The sequence below is a fragment of the Kitasatospora sp. NPDC036993 genome (assembly GCF_055607525.1).
Map to the genome: position 1 here is coordinate 58,150 of NZ_JBVJRP010000025.1, position 23,500 is coordinate 81,649.

A 23,500-nucleotide genomic window follows, 5' to 3' on the forward strand; every position below is an offset into this window, starting at 1 on the left:
ACGAACCGTACCCACCGCGCCACCCCTGAGGAGCACCGCCCGTGACGACCCACCACGACACGTCCTGGGCGGCCGAGAGCGAACCCGCGGCCCCCGCGCCGATCACCCCGGCCGACGTCGCGGACGCCGCCCGGCTGGTCTCCTTCGGCCTCCAGGCCAAGCTGCTCCCCGCCCGGGACGCCGAGTACGCCGAGCTGGTGCGCCGCCACCGCGAGGACCCGCCGTTCGCCCGGCTCGCCGACGCCATCGCCACCGGCATGGGCCTGGTCGTCCTGGAGGTCTCCCCGCGGGCCGGCATGGCCGTGGCCGCCGCCGAGGACTCGCTGTTCGCCGTCCGGATGGGCGACTACTCGCGCCGCGCCGCCTCCGAGTCCACCGACCGCTTCCTGCACGGCCTGGCCCACCTGGCCGTCGCCGCGATGGCCTTCCCCCGCCCCGAGGACCTCGCCGACGACGGCTACCTGGGCCGGATCACCGTCAACGGCGTCGACTCCTTCGTCCGCCAGGCCTGCCGCCGCCTGGAGGAGCAGGCCGACGCCGAGGGCGCCAACACCGACCCGGCCTCCGACGCCCCCGGCCTGGAGGCCGCCTGGCGGGTGTGGGCCCGGCGCACCGCCACCGGCGCCACCAAGGACGCCCGCCGGCTCTCCGGCTCCACCATCGGCATCGTCGCCAAGGCCGTGCTGTTCCTGGTCGACTCCGGCTTCCTCCAGAAGGTCTCCGACGACTCCGGCGGCACCTACCGCACCACCGCCCGCTACCAGCTCCAGGTCCGCGACCTGGCCGGCAGCGCGGCCATGGCCGAACTGCTCGACCTCGGCATCGTCCCGGTCTCCGACGGCACCGCCAGCCTGCTGCCGCCGGACACCGGCGACGAACTGGTCGCCGACGCCGGCCTGCCGTTCCACTCGCTCTGAGCCCAGGCGCTCCGGGACCACCCGCCCGGAGCCCACCGCGCCGCCCCCGGCCCACCCGCCCGAACCGGCGCGCCGCCCGTCCCTCACGCCACGCAAGCCACGGAGAACCGCCGCACATGTACGAGCTCAACCGGGTCCGCCTCTACTCGATCGGACCGGCCGGCGCCCGCTACGCCGACACGGTGCTCGACCTGCGCGGCGTCGGCGAGCCGGTCGCCGACCCGGCCCCGCAGCAGATCGGCCTGTTCGGCGAGGACGTCGACGGCCCGGTCCGCCGCCCCGCCCCGGCCGGCGTGCTCTTCCTGGAGAACGGCGGTGGCAAGTCCGTCCTGCTCAAGCTGATCTTCTCGGTCATGCTCCCCGGCCACCGCAACACCCTCGGCGGCGCCAGCTCCGGCGTGCTGCGCAAGTTCCTGCTCGCCGACGACTGCGGCCACGTCGCCCTGGAGTGGCAGCACACCGTCACCGGCGAGCTGATCGTGGTCGGCAAGGTCAGCGAGTGGCGCGGCCGCCAGGTCTCCTCCGACCCGCGCAAGTTCGCCGAGACCTGGTACTCCTTCCGCCCCGGCCCCGGCCTGACCCTCGACTCGCTGCCGGTCGCCGAGCGGGTCAGCCTGTCCGGCGACCAGAAGGCCCGCGGCCGCCGCCGCACCATGAAGGGCTTCCGCGACGCCCTCACCGAGGCCGGCAAGGCCCACCCGTACCTCGACCTGGTCTTCGAGGACGGCCACGACCGCTGGACCGAGCACCTCGGCGAGCTCGGCCTCGACCCCGAACTCTTCCGCTACCAGCGCGAGATGAACGCCGACGAGGGCGAGGCGGCCGGCCTCTTCGCGGTCAAGCACGACAGCGACTTCACCGACCTCCTGCTGCGCGCCGTCACCGACACCAGGGACACCGACGGCCTCGCCGACCTCGTCCACGGCTTCGCCGCCAAGCTCGGCCGCCGCGCCGAACTCACCGCCGAACGCGACTTCACCGCGGGCTCGCTGGACCTGCTGGAGCGCATCGCCGAGGCCACCACCGCCCGCGAGACCGTCCGCGAGGCCCACCGCACCGCCGAGCGCCGCACCCGCCGCCTCGCCCACGCGCTCGCCTCCCGCGCCGCCGCCGAACGCGACCGCGCCCAGGACCTCGCCATCGAGGTCGCCGCCGCCGCGAGCGCCGTCACCGCGGCCGAGGCCGACCGCACCAGGCACAGCCTGATCACCGACGAACTCACCCACCGGCACGCCACGCTGAGCCTCACCGCGGCCACCGCCGAGGCCGCCGCGCTGCGCCGCGAACTCATCGACGCCCGCACCCTGCACTCCGCCTGGCAGGCCGCCGAGGCGGTGCTGCGCCAGCGCGCCGCCGCCGACCGGGTCGCCCGGGTCGCCGCCGCCATCCGCGAGGCCGAGCTGGACGCCGCTCCCGCGCTCGCCGCCCGGGCCCGTGCCGCGACCGCCCTGGCCCGGGCCCTGGAGTCCGCCGCCGCGGCCGCCGAGTCCCGCGCCGACACCGAGGAGGAGCGCGCGGGCGAACTCCAGGAGGACGGCGGCAAGGCGCAGTCCGACGCCACCGAGGCCGCCACCGCCGCCCAGAAGGCCCGCAGCGAGGCCGACCACCTGCGCCAGCGCCTCGCCGAGGTCGAGCAGGAGACCGAGGCAGCCGTCGCGGCCGGCTTCATCGACACCGACGGCGACGTCGACCCGGCCCGCGCCGCACTGCACGCCGCCGACGTCGAGAAGGCCGCCGCCGCCGCGCTCGCCCAGGCCCGTACCTCCGCCGAGTCCGCCGCCGCCCGGCTGCGCGAGGCCGCCGCCGCCACCGGCCGCGCCGAACTCGCCGCCGAGCGGGCCGGCGACGCCCGCAAGGACGCCGCCAGGGCGCTCGCCGCCGAGCACCGCACCGCCGCGCTGCTCGCCACCGAGCAGCGCCTCGCCGACCTGCTCTCCCTGACGCCCGCATCCACGGACTGGAGCGAGGACGGGTCCGGCGCCGAGGAGGACGCCGGCTTCCTCACCCCCGCCGTGCTCGACCGCAACGCCGAGTACCTGCGCGAACTCCTCGACGAGTCCATCGCCACCGCCGAGCGCACCCTGTTCGACCTGCGCACGGCCGCCGCCGACGACTCCCGCATCCTCGCCGCACTCGGCGACGGCGGCCTGCTGCCGCCCGGCCCCGACGTGCTCGCCACCGTCGAGTACCTCGCCGAGCACGGCATCCCCGCCCTGCCCGGCTGGCGCTACCTCGCCCAGTCCGTCGACCCGGCCGACCACGACGCGATCCTCGCCGCCCGCCCGGAACTGGTCGACGGCGTGGTCGTCACCGACCCGACCTCGCTGGAGCGCGCCCGCGAGGCCCTGCAGGCCGCCGCCCTGCTGCCGCGCTCCACCGTGGCCGTCGGCGCCGCCGCCTCGCTGATCGCCCCGATCACCGACGAGCCGGCCTTCTTCCTCGTACCGCCGAACCCGGCCATGCACGACGAGTCCGCCGCCGAGGGCGAGCGCCGCGAGCTGCGCGCCCGGGCGAGCGCCCGCGAGGAACACATCCGCGAACTGGCCGGCCGCCTCGGCGCCGACCGCGCCCTCGCCGCCCGCCTCGCCTCCTGGCACGCCAGCTGCCCGCCCGGCACCCTCGCCGAACTCGCCACCGCCGCCGAGGCCGCCCGCGAGCACGCCGAGCAGGCCGCCGCCGCCCTGGCCACCCTGCGGGCCGACCACGACGAGGCCGAGGCCGACCACGCCGCCGCCGCCTCCGCCCACGAGGAGCACCGCGAGGCCGCCCAGCGCGCCCGCCGCCGCGCCGACGCCCTCTCCGGCCTCGCCTTCCGGCTGCGCGAGCGCGGCAACTGGGCCCGCCGCCAGCGCGAACTCGCCGAGGACGCCGCCGAGTGCGACCGCCGCCAGGCGCTGTGCGCCGAACGCGCCCGCACCTGCGACGAGGACCGCCGCGCCGCCCAGCGCGCCGCCGACGACGCCCGCCGTACGGTCCGCGCGCTGCGCGCCGAACGCGCCGAGATCCCCGCCGCCGAGCAGTCCGATGAGCCCGCCGAGACCGCCCCAGCCGCGCTGCCCGCCCTGCGCGAGGCCTACCGCGCCGCCTCCCAGCTGTACGAGAAGGTCGGTGTCGGCGCCGACCTGCGCGCCGAACAGGCCCGCGCCGAGGGCGACGAGGCCGCCGCCACCACCGAACTCGACCGCCTCACCAACAAGGTGCGCACCCGCGCCGAGGAACTCCTCGGCAGCCCCGACGGCGCCGACGGCCCGGCCCGCCAGGCCGCCGCCGCCCGCGCCGAGGAACTGGTCGCCACCATCGAGGCCCGCTCCGCCACCGCCAGCGAGCAGCTCGGCCGCCTGCGCGGCGAGGCCGAACGCTCCGCCCCCGCCGACGGCGAGGCGCACACCGAACTGCCCGAGGACCTCGTCCCCACCGACCCGGAGCACGCCCAGGCCCTGCTGCGCACCGCCACCAGCCGCCTCGCCGAGCGCCGCGAGGCCCTGGACGCCGCCCGCACCGCCCACGCCGACCTCCAGCGCACCTTCGACACCGCCCAGTCCGCCGCCGCCGACTTCGACGAGCTGGCCGGCCAGCTGCGCGACGGCCTGCGCGACCACCAGGAGGACCAGGACGACCCGGTCGAGCCCTACCTGGGCTCGCTCGCCGAGGCCCGCACCGGCGCCACCGAGGCGCGCCGCGCCCTGCGCACCGCCGCCGGCGAGCTGTCCTCCTCCGAACTCGCCGTCCGCGACGCCTCCGACGCCCTGGTCCGGCACGCCAACGCCGCCCGCTACGAGGCCGTCCGCACCCCCGCCCGTCAGCAGATCCGCGAACTGCCGGCTTCCGCGCTGCCCGAGCACGCCGCCGCCTGGGCCGTCGCCTTCGCGCCCCGGCTGCGGGTGCTCACCGACGAACTCGCCCAGCTGGAGAAGAACCGCGGCTCGATCGTGGACCGGCTGCGCGGCCTGGTCGAGTCCTCGCTCACCACCCTGCGGGCCGCCCAGCGGCTGTCCCGGCTGCCCGAGGGCCTGGGGGAGTGGTCAGGCCAGGAGTTCCTCCGGATCCGCTTCGAGGACCCGGACCACGCCACCCTGGTCGAGCGCCTCGGCGAGGTCATCGACGAGGCCACCCGTGCCGCCGTCAAGAAGAACAGCGACCTGCGCCGCGACGGCATGTCCCTGCTGCTGCGCGGGGTCGCCGCCGCGATCGGCCCCAAGGGCGTCAGCGTCGAGATCCTCAAGCCCGACGCGGTGCTGCGCGCCGAGCGGGTCGGCGTCGGCCAGATGTCCGACGTCTTCTCCGGCGGCCAGCTGCTCACCGCCGCGATCGCGCTGTACTGCACGATGGCCGCGCTGCGCGCCAACGACCGCGGCCAGTCCCAGCTCCGGCACGCCGGCACGCTGTTCCTGGACAACCCGATCGGCCGCGCCAACGCCACCTACCTGCTGGAGCTCCAGCGGGCCGTGGCCGACGCGCTCGGCGTCCAACTGATCTACACCACCGGCCTGTTCGACACCACCGCGCTCGCCGAGTTCCCGCTGGTGATCCGGCTGCGCAACGACGCCGACCTGCGGGCCGGCCTCAAGTACATCTCGGTCGAGGAGCACCTGCGCCCCGGCCTGCCCGCGGCGCCGGACCCGGACGGCCCGGCCGTCCACGGCGAGATCACCGCCACCCGGATGTTCAAGCGCCCCGCGGAGGTTCCCGCCCAGCGGTGAAGTCACTAGCGTGGTCGGCATGCTGACGATCGCGCACCTCAGTGACATCCACCTCGGTCAGGTCCACCGCCGGGACGACGGCAAGCGCGCCCGGCGGCGGGCCGAGCAGGTGATGGCGTACCTCGACGCCCTGCCGGGCCCGCTGGACGCGGTGCTGGTCACCGGCGACCTCGCCGACCACGGCCTGCCCGAGGAGTACCGGCAGGTCGCCGAGGTGCTGGTCTCCCGGCACCCGGTGCTCGTCTGCCCCGGCAACCACGACCGCCGCTCGCCCTACCGGGAGGTGCTGCTCGGCGAGGCGCCGGGGGAGGCGCCGGTCAACCGGCTGCACCGACTGCCCGGCGCCGACGTGCTGATGCTCGACTCCTCCGTGCCCGGGCGGGACGACGGCCTGCTGGACGACGCCACGCTCGACTGGCTGGACGCCGAACTCGGCTCGGGGAGCGTCGAGTTGCCCGCTCTGGTGGCCTTCCACCACCCGCCGGTGGAACTGTACCTGCCGTACGTCGACCCGATCCGCCAGTTCGGCGAGGCGCGGCTGGCGCGGGTACTGCGCCGGCATCCCCGGGTGGCCGCCCTGTTCTGCGGTCACTCGCACACCCCCGCGGCGACCACCTTCGCCGGGCTGCCGCTGCTGATCGCGCCCGGTGTGGTCTCCACCGTGATGCTGCCCTGCGAGGGCGGGCGCGGCATCGCCTTCGACCACCCGCCGATGCTCGCCTTCCACGTCCTGGACGGGGACCGCCGGCTCACCACCCACTACCGGGCGCTGCCGGTCCTGGACTGACCGATTCGACCGGCCCTACGGTTGGTTGGTCCGCACCCGGGGCTGGCGCGGCGGCGGGTACGGCGGCTGCTGCCGGCCGGGCCCGTACGGCTGCTGCTGCTGCCCCGTCCCGTACGGCTGCTGGTACGGCTGTTGGTACGGCTGCGTCGACTCGTACGGCTGCCGGTACACCGAGGACGGGCCGGGCCGGGGGAGCGGACGTGCGGCCGGCGGCCCGGGCGGCACCCGGCTGCCCGCCATCGGGTGCGCGGAGCCCGGCGCCCGCACCCGCTGGGCGGCGACCTGGCGGGAGATCAGGATCTCCAGCAGGCACCACATGGTCCCGAACACCCCGAGCCCCATCGCGAGCAGAGCGGGCGTCAGCAGCCAACTGCCCGCGTACGAGGCCAGTGTCGCCACCACGACGCCCACCAGGGTGAAGGCCAGGCAGAGCACCGCCCGGACTGCGGCGGCGCGAACCTCGTCGGGCAGGCGACGGCGGCGGCGGCGTGGCACGGACATCGAGCGACCCCCAGGCGCGTGGCGCGCGTTTCGGTGAAGAACACGGGCCGGGCGCACACGAAACGCGCCCGCTTGCCTCACTCTGCCCCGCCGAACCAGGACTATGCGTCCGAAACCGTCGAACTGCCGCCAAATCGTGTCATCCGGGAAGCCCTGGAGGCCGAGAAGCCCCAGAAGCTCCGGACCTCCGGGTGGCCCCGGAGGTCCGGACGGTCGCGACGGCCCCGGCAGCCGTGACGGCCTCGGCACCCACGGCTCAGCCCAGTTGGAGGTTGAGCTCATCCAGCGCGCCGCTCACGATCGTCCGCATCGCCCGCTCGGCGTGGGCGGCGTCCTCGGCGCAGATCGCCTCCGCGACCTCGCGGTGCAACCGGATCGCGTACGGCTCGGGCTGATGGGGCATCAGATGGTACTCGGTCCGGCCGGTGAGCACCGCCGCGACGGTGGTCCCGAGGTGGGCGAACATCTCGTTGCCGGAGGCGCGCAGCACCAGGGAGTGGAAGGCGATGTCGTGCCGGAGGAAGGTGGTGAGGTCGGCGGCCCGCGCGGTGACCGTCAGATCCACGGCCAGCGAGCTGAGTTCGCGCCGGTCGTCGTCGCTCGCGTGGGTGGCGGCGAGCGCCGCGGCGGCCGGTTCGACGGCCACCCGCAACGAGCCGAGCGAACGCAGCTGGGCGGACCGGTCCGCGCCGGCCAGGCGCCAGCGGATCACCGTCGGGTCGAAGACGTCCCAGAGCGACTTCGGCTGCACGGTGATCCCGACCCGTCGCCGGGACGCGACCATCCGCATCCCCTCCAGGACCCGGACCGCCTCCCTGACCACCGTCCGGGACACCCCGAAGCGCTCCTCCAGCTCCTCCCCGCGCAGCACCGCCCCCTCGGGGATCTCCCCCGACGCGATCGCCGGCCCGAGCTCGTCAAGCAGCCGCCCGGGCAGCCCCTGGATCTCCATCCGCCCAGCGTAGACGCCCGCCCCGCGAGCGCTCACGTCACCCTGCGCCCCGCACCTGGCCTCCCTGCGACCCAGACCACACCTCAAAAGTATGACGATTTGGTTTCCACCACTTGAATACGTCATATCTTTGAGGCGATAGTGGCGGCCAGGCAACGAAGGAGCACCACCCCATGGCTCTCAGCGTCGAGAACCACGACCTCCCGCAGGCCCCCCTCACCGTGGTGGTGATGGGCGTCTCGGGTGTCGGCAAGACCACCCTGGCCCGCCTGCTGGCGGACCGCCTCGCACTCCCCTTCGCCGAGGCGGACGAGTTCCACCCGGCGGCCAACATCGCCAAGATGTCCGCCGGCACCCCGCTGGACGACCAGGACCGCGCCCCCTGGCTGGGCGCCATCGGCGCCTGGCTCAAGGAGCGGACCGAGGCCGGCACCGGCGGCGTGGTCACCTGCTCGGCGCTGAAGCACCGCTATCGCGAAACCCTGCGCGCGGCCTGCCCGGGCGCCTTCTTCCTGCACCTCAGCGGTGGCCACGAGCTGGTCGAGGACCGGCTCAGCCACCGCACCGGCCACTTCATGCCGTCGTCGCTGCTCGACTCGCAGTACGCCGCCCTGGAACCCCTGGAGGCGGACGAGCGCGGCGCCGTCCTGGACGTGGGCCCGTCCCCCGAAGAACTCGTCGAGATGGCCGTGGCGCTGCTGCGGCCCGTCAATGGAGACCTCGCGTGAGCATTGCCCCCACTCTGCTGGCGGCCGCCCCACCGGCCCTGCCGCACACCGGCAGCGACTCCCAGCTGCTGATCGCGGTGCTGCTCAGCATCGGTGTGATCGTCCTGCTGATCACCAAGCTGAAGCTGCACCCGTTCCTCGCCCTCACACTCGGCTCCGGTCTGCTGGCCGCCGTCGCGGGCGCGCCGTTCGACAAGCTGCTCAGCAGCTTCTCCACCGGCTTCGGTTCCACCGTCGCCGGCGTCGGCCTGCTGATCGGCCTCGGCGCGATGCTCGGCAAGCTGCTGGCGGACTCCGGCGGCGCCAACATCATCGCGGACACCGTGCTCTCCCGGACCGGCAACAAGGGGCTGCCCTGGGCGATGGCGCTGATCGCGGCCGTGCTCGGCCTGCCGCTGTTCTTCGAGGTCGGCGTCGTCCTGCTGATCCCGATCGTGCTGCTGGTCGCCCGCCGCGGCAACGTCCCGCTGATGCGGATCGGCATCCCGGCACTGGCCGGCCTGTCGGTGCTGCACGGCCTGGTGCCCCCGCACCCGGGCCCGCTGGTCGCCGTCGACGCGCTGAAGGCCGACCTCGGCATCACCCTGGCGCTCGGTCTGCTGATCGCCGTCCCGACCCTCATCATCGCCGGTCCGCTGTTCGCGCGGCTGGCCGAGCGCTGGGTCGGTCCGCTGGAGATCCCGGCGGCCACCGCCCCCGAGGAGTCGGCCAAGCACGACCGCACCCCGTCGTTCGGCGCGGTGCTGGCCACCATCCTGCTGCCGGTCGTGCTGATGCTCGGCAAGGCGCTGGCCGACGTGGTGATCGACAACCCGAAGGCGATGGGCCAGCGGGTGTTCGACTTCATCGGCTCCCCGCTGATCGCACTGCTCGCCGCGACCCTGCTCGGCATGGCGACCCTCGGCAGGGCGGCCGGCTTCGACAAGGCCCGGATCTCCGACACCGTCGGCAAGTCGCTCGGCCCGATCGCCGGCATCGTGTTCATCGTCGGCGCGGGCGGTGGCTTCAAGCAGACGCTGATCGACGTCGGCGTCGGCAACGCGGTCAGCGAGTGGTCCGCCAAGTGGCACATCTCGGCGCTGCTGCTCGGCTGGCTGATCGCCGTGCTGATCCGCCTGGCCACCGGCTCGGCGACGGTCGCCACGATCACCGCGGCCGGCATCGTCGGCCCGCTGGCCACGGACATGTCCTCGACCCACGCGGCCCTGCTGGTGCTCGCGATCGGCGCCGGATCGCTGTTCCTCTCGCACGTCAACGACGCCGGCTTCTGGCTGGTGAAGGAGTACTTCGGGATGAGCGTCGGGCAGACGCTGAAGTCCTGGTCGGTGATGGAGACGGTGATCTCGGTGGTCGCCATCGTCCTGATCCTGCCGCTCAGCCTGATCATCTAGCCGACGAAGCACCCACGCCGAGGGGCGGCACCCGTGACCGTACGGGTGCCGCCCCTCGGCGTTCCCCTCGGCGTTCCCCGAACCCGTACGGGCCCGACGGGCAGGCCGGGTCGGCGGCTCGTCCCGTGCGGGTCGGGACCCACGGCCGGGGCCCGCCCGCGGGGCGCCGCCCCGGGCAGATGGCCGAGACCGAGGTCGGACCGGTCCGACAACCGGGCAGGGCCGCCCCAGAACGCGAACGGAGGGCGGGCGCCCGGGGGGAGACCCCGGGCGCCCGCCCTCCGTTCGCGGTCCGACCTGCTACTCGCGCTTCGCGAGGCTGTGCCTACTTGGTTCCGCGCTTCGCGAGGCTGCGCTTACTTGGTTCCGCGCTTCGCGAGGCTGCGCTTACTTGGTTCCGCGCTTCGCGAGGCTGCGCTTACTTGGTTCCGCGCTTCGCGAGGAAGGCCTCGACCTCGGCCTCGATCTCCGGCGTGGCCAGCCCGCGCACGGTCATCGTGGTGCGGCGGCGCAGCACGTCGTCCGCGGTGTACGCCCACTCGTTGTCCGCCGCGTACGCGACCTGTGCCCAGACGTCCGGGCCGTCCTCGTGGATCGGCCGGCCGAGCTCCGGGTTCTCGTCGATCATGCGGGCGATCTCGAAGGACAGGGTGCCGTAGTGGCTGGCCAGGTGCTTGGCCACCAGCGGCTCCATCCGCGAGCCCGGCTCGCGGTCGATCAGCAGGCGGTGCGCCACCGCGTTCGGCGCGCCGACGCCGGGCAGCGGGACGGTCGGGGCGATCGGGGACATGTCCTCGCCGAGGCTGGTGCCGGGCACGTGGGCCAGCTTCTCCAGCACGGCGCGGCCGATGTGCCGGTAGGTGGTCCACTTGCCGCCGGAGACCGACAGCATGCCGCCGCGGCCCTCGGTGACGACCGTCTCGCGCTTGGCGGCGGCGGTGTCGCCCGGGCCGCCCGGCAGCACCCGCAGGCCGGCGAAGGAGTAGGTGACCAGGTCGCGGTCGAGGTGCTCGTCGCGGATCGCGTGCGCGGCCTCGCCCATGATCTGGTCGATGTCGGCCTCGGTGGCCCGGACGTCCTTCGGGTCGCCGGTGTACTCCTCGTCGGTGGTGCCGAGCAGGACGTGGTCCTCCCACGGGATGGCGAAGGAGACGCGGTACTTGTCGATCGGGATGGTCAGCGCGGCGCGCCACGGCGAGCGGCGCTTGACGACCACGTGCGCGCCCTTGGAGAGGCGGATCGACGGCGCGGCGCCGGCGTCCTCCATCGTGCGCAGGTGGTCCACCCACGGGCCGGTGGCGTTCAGCACCAGGCGGGCGTCGATGCCGAACTCGCTGCCGTCGAGGCGGTCGCGCAGGTCGGCACCGGTGACCCGGCCGCCGGTGAAGCGCAGGCCGGTGACCTCGGCGTGGTTGAGCACCACGGCGCCGGCGTCGACCGCGGCGCGCACGGTCATCACGGCGACGCGCGAGTCGTTCATCTGGTGGTCGCCGTAGACGGCAACCGAGCGCAGGCCCTCGGTGCGCAGCGCGGGCACCTGCTGGGCGGCGTGCGCGGCGGTGGAGACCCGGCCCATGCCGTCACGGAAGGCGGACAGCGCCGAGTACAGGAAGACGCCGGCGCCGAGCTTGGCCGCGCCGTGCGGGCCGCCCTTGTAGACCGGCACGAAGAAGGTCAGCGGGTTGACCAGGTGCGGGGCGACGTCGGTGGAGAGCGCGCGGCGCTCCTTGTGGTTCTCGGCGACCAGCTTGACCGCACCGGTCTGCAGGTAGCGCAGACCGCCGTGGACGAGCTTGGAGGAGGCGCTGGAGGTGGCGCCGGCGAAGTCGCCGGCGTCGACCATGGCGACCTTCAGGCCGGCCTGGGACGCGGTCCAGGCGACGGCCGTGCCGAGGATGCCGCCCCCGATCACCAGCAGGTCGTAGGTGGCCTTGCCGAGCAGTTCGCGGGTCTCGGCGCGGGAGGCGGTGTGGCCGGCGGTGCGCTCGGCACCCAGGGTCGGGATGGTTGCCATGGTGGTTGTGTACGGCGCGCGGGTCGGGCGGCGCCGTTACTCCTCTCGTGTGCGGTGCGGCCCCTGCGGGAGCGGCCGGTCGGCCCGGTGCGGCGGGCCGGTGGAACTCGGTGACACCCGCTGCCGGAACAGCGGGCGGCCGGCCGGGGCACGGGGCCCCGACCGGCTTGTCGGTCAGTTGTTCTCTTCCTCCTCCACCCAGCCCATGGTGCGCTCCACGGCCTTGAGCCACTTCTTGTACTCACGCTCCCGGGTGGCCTCGTCCATGCGCGGGGTCCACTCGGCGGCGCGGTGCCAGTTGGCCCGCAGGGTGTCGAGGTCGGTCCAGAAGCCGACGGCGAGTCCGGCCGCGTAGGCGGCGCCGAGGGCGGTGGTCTCGGCCACGTACGGGCGCTCGACCGGGGCGTCCAGGACGTCGGCGATGTTCTGCATGAGCAGGTTGTTGCTGGTCATGCCGCCGTCGACCTTGAGGGCGGTGAGCTCGACCCCGGAGTCCTTCTGCATGGCGTCGACGACCTCGCGGGTCTGCCAGGCGGTGGCCTCCAGGACGGCCCGGGCCAGGTGGCCCTTGGTGACGTACCGGGTCAGACCGGCGATCACACCGCGGGCGTCGGAGCGCCAGTACGGGGCGAACAGGCCGGAGAAGGCCGGGACGAAGTAGGCGCCGCCGTTGTCCTCGACGGTGTTGGCGAGGGTCTCGATCTCGGCGGCCGTCGAGATGATTCCGAGCTGGTCCCGCAGCCACTGGACGAGCGAGCCGGTGACGGCGATCGAGCCCTCCAGCGCGTACACCGGGGCCTGGTCGCCGATCCGGTAGCCGACGGTGGTCAGCAGGCCGTGGTACGAGTTGACGATCTTCTCGCCGGTGTTCAGCAGCAGGAAGGTGCCGGTGCCGTAGGTGGACTTGGCCTCGCCCTCGTCGAAGCAGGTCTGGCCGAACAGCGCGGCCTGCTGGTCGCCGAGCGCGGAGGCGACCGGGACGCCGGCCAGGTCGCCGACGGCCTCGCCGTACACCTCGGCGGAGGAGCGGATCTCCGGCAGGACGGACATCGGCACGCCCATCGACTCGGCGATCTTGTCGTCCCACTGGAGGGTGTGCAGGTTCATCAGCATGGTGCGGCTGGCGTTGGTGACGTCCGTGACGTGCTTGCCGCCGTCGACACCGCCGGTGAGGTTCCAGATCACCCAGGTGTCCATGGTGCCGAAGAGGATGTCGCCGGCCTCGGCGCGCTCGCGCAGGCCCTCGACGTTGTCCAGCAGCCAGCGGATCTTCGGGCCGGCGAAGTAGCTGGCCAGCGGGAGGCCGGTCTCGCGGCGGAAGCGGTCCTGGCCGACGTTGCGGCCCAGCTCGCGGCAGAGTCCCTCGGTGCGGGTGTCCTGCCAGACCAGCGCGTTGTGCACCGGCTCGCCGGTGTTCCGGTCCCACAGGACGGTGGTCTCGCGCTGGTTGGTGATGCCGATCGCGCGGATGTCGTCCTTGGTGAGGCCGGCCTTCTCCAGCGCGCCGCGGACGACCGACTGCACCCGGGTCCAGATCTCGGCGGCGTCGTGCTCGACGTAGCCGGGCTGGGGGAAGATCTGCCGGTGCTCCTGCTGGTCGACGGCGACGATCCGGCCGTCGGCGCCGAAGATGATGCAGCGGCTGGAGGTGGTGCCCTGGTCGATCGCGGCGATGTAGTTACCGGTGGAGGTCATGGGGAGGGTCCTCGGCTCGGGTTCGGGGGTTACGGGGTGGGTGGGCCTGACGCGCGTTGCTCGGTCAGTCCCCGTGTGCGGCGGGGTTCGAACCCGGCCTTTAGAAGACGGCGTTGTAGACGCCGCCGGCCGCGAGGCCGCCCAGGATCGGGCCGACGACCGGGATCCAGGCGTACGACCAGTCGGAGCCGCCCTTGTTGGGGATCGGCAGCAGGGTGTGCGCGATGCGCGGGCCGAGGTCGCGGGCCGGGTTGATCGCGTAGCCGGTCGGGCCGCCCAGCGAGAGGCCGATGCCGACGACGGTGAAGGCGACCATCAGGGTGCCGGTGCCGGACTGGGAGAGGCCGGAGTTGGTTCCTATGGTGAGGATCGCGAAGCAGAGCACGAAGGTGCCGATGATCTCGGTGATCACGTTCTGGATCGGGTTCCGGATCTCGGGGCCGGTCGAGAAGATGCCGAGGGTGGGCTCCTCGTTCGCGTTGAACTGGCCCAGGTAGGTGGCCCAGACGAGCACGGCGCCGATGATCGCACCCAGCATCTGCGAGCCCAGGTAGAGCGGCACCTGGCCCCATTCGCCGCTCTTGACCGCGAGCGCGACGGTGACGGCCGGGTTCAGGTGGGCGCCGGACTTCGGAGCCGACATGTAGGCGGCGATGAGGACCGCGAATCCCCAGCCGAAGGTGATCGCGAGCCAGCCGGCGTTGACGGCCTTCGACTTCTTGAGGGTCACGGCGGCGCAGACGCCACCGCCGAGAAGTACCAGGGCGGCGGTGCCGAGGGTTTCGCCGACGAAGACGTCGCCGTTGGAGAACGCGGACACAAAGACTCCCTTGTCCATATGGCCCGGAGGGTGGGTGGGGGCAGGCGACCGGTCGATCGTTGTGCGGGTGAGCGCACTGTGGGAGTGATCTCTCCGGCCATCGTTCGACAATGTCGACCGTCATGCGGAAGCTTCCTCCCCAGGTCGCCCCCGCGTCAAGGCAGGGTTACGCAGCTGTGACCCTCGCCTAGACCGGTCCGAAGACGTTACCGAGCGGAGCCTCGCGAAATGGGACAAAACGCCAGAGGCGCGGACAGGCCTCCCGCCCGTCCGCGCCTCAGCGTGACGAATCGACGGCCCGCCGGGGGCCGTCCGTGCTTGTGCTCAGAACCGCCCGGCGCCCAGGTCGCGGGAGATCGCCCGCGCCGCGCTGCGCACCGAGGCCACCAGCGAGGGCTTCACGAAGCCGTCCTCGCAGACCCGCTCGACCGCCCCGCTGATGCACACCGCGCCGACCGGATTGCGCCGCCGGTCCTGGATCAGCGCGCCGATCGAGGCCACGCCCTCCCAGGTCTCCTCGATCGAGTCCGCCCACCCGCGCTCGCGGATCAGCGCGCACTCCGCGTCCACGTCGGCCGCGTCGGTCAGCGTCCGTACGGTGTACGACTCGTACGGTCCGGCACCCAACTCCCCGCGGGCGACCGGGTCGTAGGCCACCAGCACCTTGCCCAGCGCGGTGCTGTGCAGCGGCTGCATCGAGCCCACCTCCAGCACCTGCCGGGTGTCGTCGGGCCGGAACACGTGGTGCACGATCAGCACGCCCTGCTGGTGCAGCACCCCCAGGTAGACCGTCTCCCCGGCCGCCCTGGCCAGGTCGTCCGCCCACACCAGCGCCCGCGCCCGCAGCTCGTGCACGTCCAGGTAGCTCTGCCCCAGTCGCAGCAGCTCGGCGCCCAGCTGGTACTTGCCGCTCTCCGGGTCCTGCTCGACGAACCCCTCCTGCTGGAGGGTGCGCAGGATGCCGTGCGCGGTGCCCTTGGCGAGGTCCAGCGCCGTCGCGACCTCGGACAGGCCCAGCCGGCGCTCGCCGCCGGCCAGCAGGCGCATGATCGCGGCGGCCCGGGAAAGCGACTGGATCGGGCCGGGCATGAGTACCTCCGCGCTGGCAGTCGGTCGACAATGTCGACCACAGTGGTGACGGGACGAGTCTGCCAGGCCGCCGTGACTCCGTGCACCTTCCCCCTCGGTAACCCGCGCTGAGCCCTTTGTTAACCTGCGGGCCCGTTGACCCGCAGGCCCGTCGGCCTGCGGCTCCGCTTCCGGTGCTCCGAGGGCGGCCTCACGGACCGGACCGTCCCGCGCCGGTCCGTACCCAGTCGGCCCGTACCGCGTCCGTGCCGTTCGGGCCACTGTTCAGACCGCGTCAGCCCGCCGCCCCCGCCCGCTGCGCCCGCAGGACCGCCACCTCCGCCGCCAGCGCCGCGATCCCGTCCGTCCCGACCCGGCAGCAGCCGCCCACCAGCCGCGCCCCGTCCGCGAGCCAGCCGCCCACCCGGGCCGAGCGGAAGGTCGGCCCGCCGCGCCAGCCGCGCCGCTCCGCGTCCCAGCTCTCCCCGCTGTTCGGGTAGACCACCACCGGCTTCCCGGTCACCTCGGCGGCCACCGCCACCGCCCGGTCCGCGTCCCTCGGCGTACAGCAGTTGACGCCCACCGCGACGACCTCGTCCACGTCGGCGGCCGGCGCGAAGGCCTCCGCCAGCGGCTGCCCGGCCCTGGTCCGGTCACCCTCGACGCTGTACGACAGCCAGGCCGGCACCCCCAGCCCGCGCACCAGCTCCAGCAGCACCCGCGCCTCGTCCGCGTCCGGCACCGTCTCCAGCGCCAGCACGTCGGGACGGGCCGCCGCCAGCACCTCCAGCCGCGGCCGGTGGAAGTCCGCCAGCTCCGCGGCGCTCAGCCCGTACCGGCCCCGGTACTCCGAACCGTCCGCGAGCACCGCCCCGTACGGGCCCACCGAGGCCGCCACCCAGCGCCGCCGCCCGCCCGGCTCCGCCCGTGCCGCCTCCCTGGCCAGCTCCACACCGCTCGCCAGCAGCCGGGCGGCCTGTGCCCGGCCGACCCCGCGCCGGGCGAAGCCCCCGAAGCTCGCCTGGTAGCTCGCCGTTATCGCGACGTCCGCGCCCGCCGCGAAGTACGCCCGGTGCGCCGCCACGACCGCCTGCGGGTCGTCCGCCAGCAGCCGCGCCGACCACAGCGCGTCCGACAGGTCGTGCCCGGCCGCCGCCAACTGGTTCGACATCCCTCCGTCGAGCACCAGCGGACCGGCGGCCAGCGCCGCGGCGAAGTCCGGCGGGGGAGCAGTGGGCATCTCGGTCTCCTCGGGCAGAGTTCCTGGTCACAGCCTAGAAGGCGGGAGCCCGGGCCGAGCGGGAAAATCATTTGCCGCCGGGGAAAGCAGTCGCTACGTTGTGCTCAGTCCGAGAAGGACAACACCGGCAGGACAGGCCCTGCGGCACGGAGAACACGGCGAGCACGGAGAGGAGCCCGGTGATGGCAGCGGCCGACCGACCGCCCCCCACCGGGCCGGAGGCCGAGCGCGAGTGGCTCGCCGCGTACGACCCGCGCGCCTACGCACCGGTCGCCGTCACCGTGGACGTGGTCGCCCTGACCCTGCGCCACGGCAGCCTGCACGTCCTGCTCGTCGAGCGCGGCGCCCCGCCCCACCAGGGCTGCCGGGCGCTGCCCGGCGGCTTCCTGCGGGCCGGCGAGGAAGGCCTGGACGAGGCCGCCGCCCGCGAACTCGCCGAGGAGACGGGCCTGCGGAGCACCTCCGAGGCAGAGGCCGGGCTCAGCCGCCTCCACCTCGAACAGCTCGGCACCTACGGAGCCCCCGAGCGGGACCCGCGGATGCACGTCGTCTCCGTCGCCTACCTCGCCTTCGCACCGGACCTCCCCGACCCCCGGGCCGGAACGGACGCCGCGGCCGCAGCCTGGCACCCCGTCCGCGACCTGGACCTCCGGCCCTGCGGCCGGTCCCGAGCCGCCGGTGCGCCCGCCGACACCCACGGGGGTGGTGTCGACGGGCGCACCGGCCCCGGTCCGCTCAGGCTTGCCTTCGATCACGCCCGCATCCTCGCCGACGGCCTCGACCGGGTGCGCGCCAAACTCGAGTACAGCCCGCTGGCCACCGCCTTCCTGCCGGGCGACTTCACCATCCCCGACCTCCGCGCCGTCTACGAGGCGGTCTGGGACGAGAAGCTCCACCCCGGCAACTTCCACCGCAAGGTGCTGTCCGTGCCCGGCTTCGTCGAGAGCACCGGCACCACCACCGAACGCGGCGGCGCCCGTGGCGGCCCCCGTGCCCGCACCTACCGCGCCGGCGACGCCTGTCAGCTCCATCCCGCGCTGCTGCGCCCCACCCGGGACGGCACGGCCGACGACGCCGGAGCCCCTGACCCTCCGCAGCCCGCACCAGGGCCGTCGACCCGCCGGGCTACCATCCGGCCATGACCACAGACGAAGCGACGACCACCGGCGACGCCACGACCGTCGACGAACCGAGCCGGATCGCCCACCGGCCGTTCTCCCACTGCCACTTCTGCGGTACGCCCTACCCGCCCGGCACACGCGCCTGGCCCCGCACCTGCCCCGGCTGCACCGAGATCAGCTACCGCAACCCGCTGCCCGTCGCGGTCACCGTCCTGCCCGTCACCCGCCCCGACGCCGACCCCGCCCTGGTCGTCATCCGCCGCACCATCGAGCCTGGCTACGGCGAACTCGCCTTCCCCGGCGGCTACATGGACTACGGCGAGAGCTGGCAGCAGGCCTGTGTGCGGGAACTGCACGAGGAGACCGGCATCATCGCCGACCCGGCCGAGATCACCCTGATCCACACCGCCTCCGACCCCGGCGGCCGCTTCGTCATGCTCTGCGGAATGCTCCCGGCCCGCCCGCTCGCCGAGCTGCCGCCCTCGCGCCCCACCGACGAGACCGACGGCTGGCTGCTCGCCACCGCCGACACCCCGCTCGTCTGGGACTTCCACCGCAGCGTCCTGAGCCGCTGGTTCGGCGGCGACTTCACCTCCCACTGACCTCCCGCCGGCCCCTCGCCGACCTCCCGTCCGTCCACCGGCCGACCCTGGCGCGGCGCGCGATCACATGGCATGGTCTGCACCGACAGCCCAACCGGACGGGTCTGCCACGAGCCTCCCGTCCTCACCACCGGCCGGGAGACCACCACCGTGAGCACCCCACCGCAGGACCAGCCGCTCTGGCGCCCGAACCCCGCTCGCGCCGCCGCCACCACCCTGGTGGCCTTCCAGGCCTGGGCCGCCGAACACCACGGCGCCCCGGCCGCCCCGCTCGCCCCGGCCGACGACGACCAGCAGGCCGCCCAGCGCTACGCGGACCTGCACGCCTGGTCCACCGAGGACCTCGACCGGTTCTGGACCGCGATCACCGAGTGGTTCGACGTCCGCTTCACCCAGGCCCCCGAAGCCGTCCTCGCGGACCAGGCCATGCCGGGCGCCCGCTGGTTCCCCGGCGCCCGCCTCAACTACGCCGAGCACGCCCTGCGCGCCGCCGAGGACCGGGCCAACGCCGACCGTCCCGCGATCCTCCACCTCGACGAGACCACCGAGCAGCCGGTCGTCCTCACCTGGGCCGAACTCCGCCGCCAGGTCGGCTCGCTGGCCGCCGCCCTGCGCGCCCGCGGCATCGGCCCCGGCGACCGGGTCAGCGCCTACCTGCCCAACATCCCGCAGGCCGCCGTGGCCCTGCTCGCCACCGCCGCCGTCGGCGCGATCTGGACCAGCTGCGCCCCCGACTTCGGCGCCCGCAGCGTCCTCGACCGCCTCCAGCAGCTGGAGCCCGCCGTCCTCTTCGCCATCGACGGCTACCACTACGGCGGCAAGGACCACGACCGCACCGACGTCGTCGCCGAGCTCCGCCGCGAGCTGCCCGGCCTGCACACCGTCGTCCACGTCCCGCTGCTCGGCGCCCCCGCCCCCGAGGGCGCCCTCAGCTGGGACGACCTCGTCGCCGGCGACGAGGAACCGGTCTTCGAGCCCGTGCCCTTCGACCACCCGCTCTGGGTCCTCTACTCCTCCGGCACCACCGGCCTGCCCAAGGCCATCGTCCAGAGCCAGGGCGGCATCCTGCTCGAACACCTGAAGCAGGCCGGCCTCCACCTCGACCTCGGCCCCCGGGACCGCTTCCTCTGGTACACCTCCACCGGCTGGATGATGTGGAACTTCCTGCTGGCCGGCCTCCTCGTCGGGTCCACGATCGTCACCTACGACGGCAGCCCGGGCCACCCCGACACCGGCGCCCTCTGGTCGGTCGCCGCCCGCACCGGCGCCACCGTCCTCGGCACCTCCGCCGCCTACGTGATCGCCGGCCGCAAGGCCGAGCTCCACCCCGGCCGCGACCTCGACCTCTCCGCCGTCCGCTGCATCGGCACCACCGGCTCCCCGCTCCCGCCCGACGGCTTCCGCTGGATCTACGACGAGGTCAAGCAGGACGTCTGGCTCGCCTCCGTCAGCGGCGGGACCGACGTCTGCTCCTGCTTCGTCGGCGGCGTCCCCACCCTGCCCGTGTACGTCGGCGAGATCCAGGCCCCCTGCCTCGGCGCCGCCGTCGAGTCCTGGGACGTCCAGGGCCACCCGCACACCGACACCGTCGGCGAACTCGTCGTCACCAAGCCCATCCCCTCCATGCCCACCGGCTTCTGGAACGACCCCGAGGGCACCCGGTACCACGACAGCTACTTCGACGTGTACCCCGGCATCTGGCGCCACGGCGACTGGATCACCGTGACCTCCCGGGGCACCGTCGTCATCCACGGCCGCTCCGACTCCACGCTCAACCGCCAGGGCGTCCGGATGGGCTCCTCGGACATCTACGAGGTGGTCGAGCGCCTCCCCGAGATCGCGGAGTCCCTGGTCATCGGCCTGGAGGAGCCCGACGGCGGCTACTGGATGCCGCTGTTCGTGGTCCTCGCCCCCGGCGCGGAACTCGACGAGGACGTGATCGGCCGCATCCGCACCTCGCTGCGCACCGAACTCTCCCCGCGCCACGTCCCCGACGAGGTCATCGCCGTCCGCGGCCTCCCGCACACCCTCACCGGCAAGCGGATCGAGGTCCCGGTCAAGCGCATCCTCTCCGGCACCCCGCTGGAGCAGGCCGTCAACCCCGGCTCCGTCGACCGCATCGAGCACCTGCGCTTCTTCGAGCAGCTCCGCCTCGACCGCCAGGCCTGACCGGTCCCGGCGCATGCGAAAGGGGCGTCCCCACCGTCACGGTGGGGACGCCCCTTTCACATGCGTGGAGGTCCTACTCGCCGGAGAGCACCTGCTGCGCCGCGGCGCGCGCCTCCTCGGCGCTGTCCGCGGCCCGGGCCGCCTCGGCCGCCCGGCGGCACTGCGCCAGCGTGTACTTGGCGAGCGCGGTCCGCACGTAGGGGATCGAGGCGGAACCCATCGACAGGCTGGTGACGCCCAGACCGGTCAGCACCACGGCCAGCAGTGGGTCGGAGGCCGCCTCGCCGCAGACGCCGCAGCTCTTGTCGGTCGCCCGCGCGGCGTCGGCCGACGCGGCGATCAGGTCCAGCAGGGCCGGCTGCCACGGGTCCTGGAGGCGGGCCAGCGCACCGACCTGACGGTCGGCCGCGAAGGCGTACTGCGCGAGGTCGTTGGTCCCCAGGGACAGGAACTCGACCTCCTGGAGGATCGACCTGGCACGCAGCGCGGCCGAGGGGATCTCCACCATCGCGCCGAACTTGGCGTCCAGCCCGGCCTCCCGGCACGCGGCCGCGAAGTCCCTGGCGTCCTTGCGGTCGGCCACCATCGGGGCCATCACCTCAAGGTGCACCGGCAGGCCCTCGGCCGCCGTGGCCAGCGCCTGGAGCTGGGTCCGCAGCACCTCGGGGTGCTCGAGGAGGGTGCGCAGACCGCGCACGCCCAGCGCCGGGTTCGGCTCGTCGGCCGGGGTCAGGAAGTCCAGCGGCTTGTCCGCTCCCGCGTCCAGCACCCGGACCACGACCCGGCCCTCCGGGAAGGCCTCCAGCACCTTGCGGTACGCCTCGACCTGCTTCTCCACGCTGGGAGCCTTCGCCGAGTCGTCCAGGAACAGGAACTCGGTGCGGAACAGGCCGACGCCCTCGGCGCCGTTCTCCAGCGCGGCCGGCACGTCGGCCGGGCCGCCCACGTTGGCCAGCAGCGGCACCCGGTGCCCGTCCGAGGTCTGCCCCGGGCCGGAGGAGGCGGCCAGCGCGGCCTTGCGCGCGGCGGCGGCGGCCCGCAGCTCGTCCTGCTTCTCCTGGGACGGCTCCAGCAGCACGTCGCCCGAGCTGCCGTCCACCGCGACGACGGTGCCCTCGGCGACCTCGATCGCACCGGGCAGCGCGACGACGGCCGGCACACCAAGCGCCCGCGCCAGGATGGCGCTGTGGCTGGTCGGCCCGCCCTCCTCGGTCACGAAGCCGAGCACCAGCGTCGGGTCCAGCAGCGCGGTGTCGGCCGGCGCCAGGTCCCGCGCGAACAGCACGTACGGCTCGTCGCTGTCCGGCACACCCGGCATCGGCACGCCGAGCAGCCGGGCCACGATCCGGTTGCGCACGTCGTCCAGGTCGGCGACCCGGCCGGCCAGGTACTCCCCGGCGGAGGCGAGCAGCGCCCGGTAGGCCGCGAACGCGTCGTAGACGCCGCGCTCGGCACTGCTGCCGACGGCGATCCGGCGGGAGACGTCGGCCATCAGCTCCGGGTCCTGCGCCATCAGCGCCTGGGCCTCCAGCACGGCCTGCGCCTCGCCGCCGGCCAGGTTGCCGCGCGCGATGAGGTCGGCGGCGACCGCCTCGACGGCGGCCTGGGCGCGGGCCTGCTCGCGGGGGGCGTCCTCGGTCGGGATCTGGGTGGCCGGGGGCTCCAGCACCGCCGTCCCCATGTGCCGCACCTGGCCGATCGCGACCCCGTGGCTGACACCCACGCCGCGCAGTGTCTTCTCCATGTACCTGTCTCCGCTGAGAGGAGCGGCCCCGCCGGGAACCGCTGAGTGCCGGGCCGCCCCGTCACTTCCTGCGGGGCGGGTGTGTGTCGGTGGTCGGGAGGGTCAGCTCCAGCTGAACAGCTGCTCGCCGGCCTTGGCCTCGCCGTTCTCCCGCAGGTCGACGAGCGAGCCGGCGGCCGCCTCCAGCGCCACGATCGGCGAGATCGGCGACTTGCCCGCGGCCTCGACGGCGGCCGGGTCCCACTTGATGACGGCCTGACCGCGGGTCACCGTGTCGCCCTTGTTGACGAGCAGCTCGAAGCCCTCGCCGTTGAGCTGAACGGTGTCGATCCCGAGGTGGGTCAGCACACCGTGGCCCTCGGCGTCCACGACGACGAACGCGTGCGGGTGCATGGAGACGACCACGCCGTCCACCGGGGCGACCGCCGTGGTCTGCTCGCGGACCGGGTCGATCGCGGTGCCGGGGCCGACCATCGCACCGGAGAACACCGGGTCGGGCACGCCCGCGAGCCCCACGATCTTGCCGGTCAGCGGCGACGTCACAGTGGTCATGGTTGTGCCTCCCAAGTGCGCAGTACAGCTAGCGGCCGCGAGGAGCGGCACGACGATCAACTGAAGCCTAAATCATGTCAACTACGGACATCTGTTGACATTCCCGGGCGAAGACCCGCCCTCGCCTACCTGTCGGCCGGCGGCCCACCAGCCCGCGAGTGGTCTAGTCCTCTCGGCCGGTGCGCCGCACTCTACAGGCATCTTGGCGAATCGAGGCCATTGCTGTATATGCTCGCGAGAGCAACAAATCATGCCGCCGTCCGGAGGACTCCGGGTGCGCCCGATTCGCGCTGCGGCAGGCGACCCGCTATGGTTGGTCGAGTCGCCGCAACGTGGCGGTTAACACCAGATTTCGGATGCTAAAAGCCCCGGTAAACGGAGCGGAAAGCGTCTGATAGGCTGGGAACACGAAAGAACGAAGCCCGGAGGGTCTGCTGGAAGGCAGTCCGAAGGAAGCGTCCGTTCCTTGAGAACTCAACAGCGTGCCAAAAGTCAACGC

17 protein-coding genes are annotated in these 23,500 nt (G+C 73.8%); 8 read left to right on the top strand and 9 right to left on the bottom strand.

Annotation, left to right across the window (positions count from 1 at the left end; all coding sequences use genetic code 11):
* Positions 1-41: 41 nt before the first annotated feature.
* The 3 genes from ACZ7C5_RS35185 (at position 42) to ACZ7C5_RS35195 (ending at position 6,404) form a co-directional block, all read left to right on the top strand.
* Entirely contained in the window at positions 42-917 is an 876-nt protein-coding gene (locus ACZ7C5_RS35185; RefSeq protein ID WP_188294818.1) for a hypothetical protein, read from the top strand.
* Positions 918-1,033: 116 nt separating this feature from the next.
* Positions 1,034-5,617 (top strand): hypothetical protein, encoded by a 4,584-nt coding sequence (locus ACZ7C5_RS35190; RefSeq protein ID WP_470324238.1) that lies wholly within the window; start codon positions 1,034-1,036, stop codon positions 5,615-5,617.
* Between the two features lie 19 nt (positions 5,618-5,636).
* Positions 5,637-6,404 (top strand): metallophosphoesterase, encoded by a 768-nt coding sequence (locus ACZ7C5_RS35195; protein ID WP_401092377.1) that lies wholly within the window; start codon positions 5,637-5,639, stop codon positions 6,402-6,404.
* Positions 6,405-6,419: 15 nt separating this feature from the next.
* Here the strand turns inward: ACZ7C5_RS35195 and ACZ7C5_RS35200 are convergent, their stop codons facing one another.
* Positions 6,420-6,905, bottom strand: a complete 486-nt coding sequence (locus ACZ7C5_RS35200; RefSeq protein WP_401092378.1) for a hypothetical protein — start codon at positions 6,903-6,905, stop codon at positions 6,420-6,422.
* A 256-nt stretch (positions 6,906-7,161) separates the two neighbouring features.
* Positions 7,162-7,857 (bottom strand): FadR/GntR family transcriptional regulator, encoded by a 696-nt coding sequence (locus tag ACZ7C5_RS35205; RefSeq protein WP_401092379.1) that lies wholly within the window; start codon positions 7,855-7,857, stop codon positions 7,162-7,164.
* A gap of 173 nt (positions 7,858-8,030) precedes the next feature.
* Between ACZ7C5_RS35205 and ACZ7C5_RS35210 the strand changes: the two genes are divergently transcribed.
* A complete protein-coding gene (locus tag ACZ7C5_RS35210; protein ID WP_401092380.1) occupies positions 8,031-8,585 on the top strand; it encodes a gluconokinase in 555 nt (184 codons plus the stop codon).
* Between the two features lie 2 nt (positions 8,586-8,587).
* A complete protein-coding gene (locus tag ACZ7C5_RS35215) occupies positions 8,588-9,976 on the top strand; it encodes a GntP family permease (protein WP_401092390.1) in 1,389 nt (462 codons plus the stop codon).
* 418 nt (positions 9,977-10,394) lie between these two features.
* On the opposite strand, the gene ACZ7C5_RS35220 is transcribed toward ACZ7C5_RS35215, so the two are convergent.
* The 5 genes from ACZ7C5_RS35220 to mmuM all read right to left on the bottom strand — a co-directional run bounded on the left by ACZ7C5_RS35220 (position 10,395) and on the right by mmuM (position 16,813).
* Entirely contained in the window at positions 10,395-11,990 is a 1,596-nt protein-coding gene (locus ACZ7C5_RS35220) for a glycerol-3-phosphate dehydrogenase/oxidase (RefSeq protein WP_401092381.1), read from the bottom strand.
* Positions 11,991-12,164: 174 nt separating this feature from the next.
* The gene (gene glpK, locus ACZ7C5_RS35225; protein WP_188296997.1) at positions 12,165-13,685 is read right to left on the bottom strand and encodes a glycerol kinase GlpK; all 1,521 of its coding nucleotides are present in this window, start codon (positions 13,683-13,685) and stop codon (positions 12,165-12,167) included.
* Positions 13,686-13,785: 100 nt separating this feature from the next.
* Positions 13,786-14,505 carry an MIP/aquaporin family protein gene (locus ACZ7C5_RS35230; RefSeq protein WP_401092382.1) on the bottom strand — a complete coding sequence of 240 codons (720 nt, stop codon included), beginning with the start codon at positions 14,503-14,505 and terminating at the stop codon, positions 13,786-13,788.
* Positions 14,506-14,829: 324 nt separating this feature from the next.
* On the bottom strand, positions 14,830-15,594 hold the full coding sequence (locus ACZ7C5_RS35235) for an IclR family transcriptional regulator (protein ID WP_188296999.1): 765 nt from the start codon (positions 15,592-15,594) through the stop codon (positions 14,830-14,832).
* Positions 15,595-15,868: 274 nt separating this feature from the next.
* Positions 15,869-16,813 (bottom strand): homocysteine S-methyltransferase, encoded by a 945-nt coding sequence (mmuM, locus tag ACZ7C5_RS35240; protein WP_401092383.1) that lies wholly within the window; start codon positions 16,811-16,813, stop codon positions 15,869-15,871.
* 182 nt (positions 16,814-16,995) lie between these two features.
* On the opposite strand from mmuM, the gene ACZ7C5_RS35245 reads away from it, so the two are divergent.
* The 3 genes from ACZ7C5_RS35245 (at position 16,996) to ACZ7C5_RS35255 (ending at position 20,705) form a co-directional block, all read left to right on the top strand.
* On the top strand, positions 16,996-17,955 hold the full coding sequence (locus tag ACZ7C5_RS35245; RefSeq protein WP_401092384.1) for an NUDIX hydrolase: 960 nt from the start codon (positions 16,996-16,998) through the stop codon (positions 17,953-17,955).
* A complete protein-coding gene (locus ACZ7C5_RS35250; RefSeq protein ID WP_401092385.1) occupies positions 17,952-18,536 on the top strand; it encodes an NUDIX domain-containing protein in 585 nt (194 codons plus the stop codon). The genes ACZ7C5_RS35245 and ACZ7C5_RS35250 overlap by 4 nt, the downstream gene beginning before the upstream one ends.
* A 72-nt stretch (positions 18,537-18,608) precedes the next feature.
* On the top strand, positions 18,609-20,705 hold the full coding sequence (locus ACZ7C5_RS35255) for an acetoacetate--CoA ligase (RefSeq protein WP_401092386.1): 2,097 nt from the start codon (positions 18,609-18,611) through the stop codon (positions 20,703-20,705).
* Positions 20,706-20,778: 73 nt separating this feature from the next.
* Here ACZ7C5_RS35255 and ptsP read toward each other — a convergent pair whose 3' ends face one another.
* Together ptsP and ACZ7C5_RS35265 are read right to left on the bottom strand one after the other, a co-directional pair.
* On the bottom strand, positions 20,779-22,449 hold the full coding sequence (ptsP, locus tag ACZ7C5_RS35260; RefSeq protein ID WP_470324239.1) for a phosphoenolpyruvate--protein phosphotransferase: 1,671 nt from the start codon (positions 22,447-22,449) through the stop codon (positions 20,779-20,781).
* 102 nt (positions 22,450-22,551) lie between these two features.
* Positions 22,552-23,001: a PTS sugar transporter subunit IIA gene (locus ACZ7C5_RS35265; RefSeq protein WP_188297005.1), complete on the bottom strand. Its 450-nt coding sequence runs from the start codon at positions 22,999-23,001 to the stop codon at positions 22,552-22,554.
* Positions 23,002-23,500 lie beyond the last annotated feature (499 nt).

Bases quoted from the DNA above. Each gene is read 5' to 3' on its own strand.
- ACZ7C5_RS35210 (WP_401092380.1), top strand. From the start codon at position 8,031: ATGGCTCTCAGCGTCGAGAACCACGACCTCCCGCAGGCCCCCCTCACC.
- ACZ7C5_RS35200 (WP_401092378.1), bottom strand. From the start codon at position 6,905: ATGTCCGTGCCACGCCGCCGCCGCCGTCGCCTGCCCGACGAGGTTCGC.
- ACZ7C5_RS35255 (WP_401092386.1), top strand. From the start codon at position 18,609: ATGGTCTGCACCGACAGCCCAACCGGACGGGTCTGCCACGAGCCTCCC.
- ptsP (WP_470324239.1), bottom strand. From the start codon at position 22,449: ATGGAGAAGACACTGCGCGGCGTGGGTGTCAGCCACGGGGTCGCGATC.
- glpK (WP_188296997.1), bottom strand. From the start codon at position 13,685: ATGACCTCCACCGGTAACTACATCGCCGCGATCGACCAGGGCACCACC.
- ACZ7C5_RS35265 (WP_188297005.1), bottom strand. From the start codon at position 23,001: ATGACCACTGTGACGTCGCCGCTGACCGGCAAGATCGTGGGGCTCGCG.
- mmuM (WP_401092383.1), bottom strand. From the start codon at position 16,813: ATGCCCACTGCTCCCCCGCCGGACTTCGCCGCGGCGCTGGCCGCCGGT.
- ACZ7C5_RS35245 (WP_401092384.1), top strand. From the start codon at position 16,996: ATGGCAGCGGCCGACCGACCGCCCCCCACCGGGCCGGAGGCCGAGCGC.
- ACZ7C5_RS35250 (WP_401092385.1), top strand. From the start codon at position 17,952: ATGACCACAGACGAAGCGACGACCACCGGCGACGCCACGACCGTCGAC.
- ACZ7C5_RS35220 (WP_401092381.1), bottom strand. From the start codon at position 11,990: ATGGCAACCATCCCGACCCTGGGTGCCGAGCGCACCGCCGGCCACACC.
- ACZ7C5_RS35235 (WP_188296999.1), bottom strand. From the start codon at position 15,594: ATGCCCGGCCCGATCCAGTCGCTTTCCCGGGCCGCCGCGATCATGCGC.
- ACZ7C5_RS35205 (WP_401092379.1), bottom strand. From the start codon at position 7,857: ATGGAGATCCAGGGGCTGCCCGGGCGGCTGCTTGACGAGCTCGGGCCG.
- ACZ7C5_RS35195 (WP_401092377.1), top strand. From the start codon at position 5,637: ATGCTGACGATCGCGCACCTCAGTGACATCCACCTCGGTCAGGTCCAC.
- ACZ7C5_RS35190 (WP_470324238.1), top strand. From the start codon at position 1,034: ATGTACGAGCTCAACCGGGTCCGCCTCTACTCGATCGGACCGGCCGGC.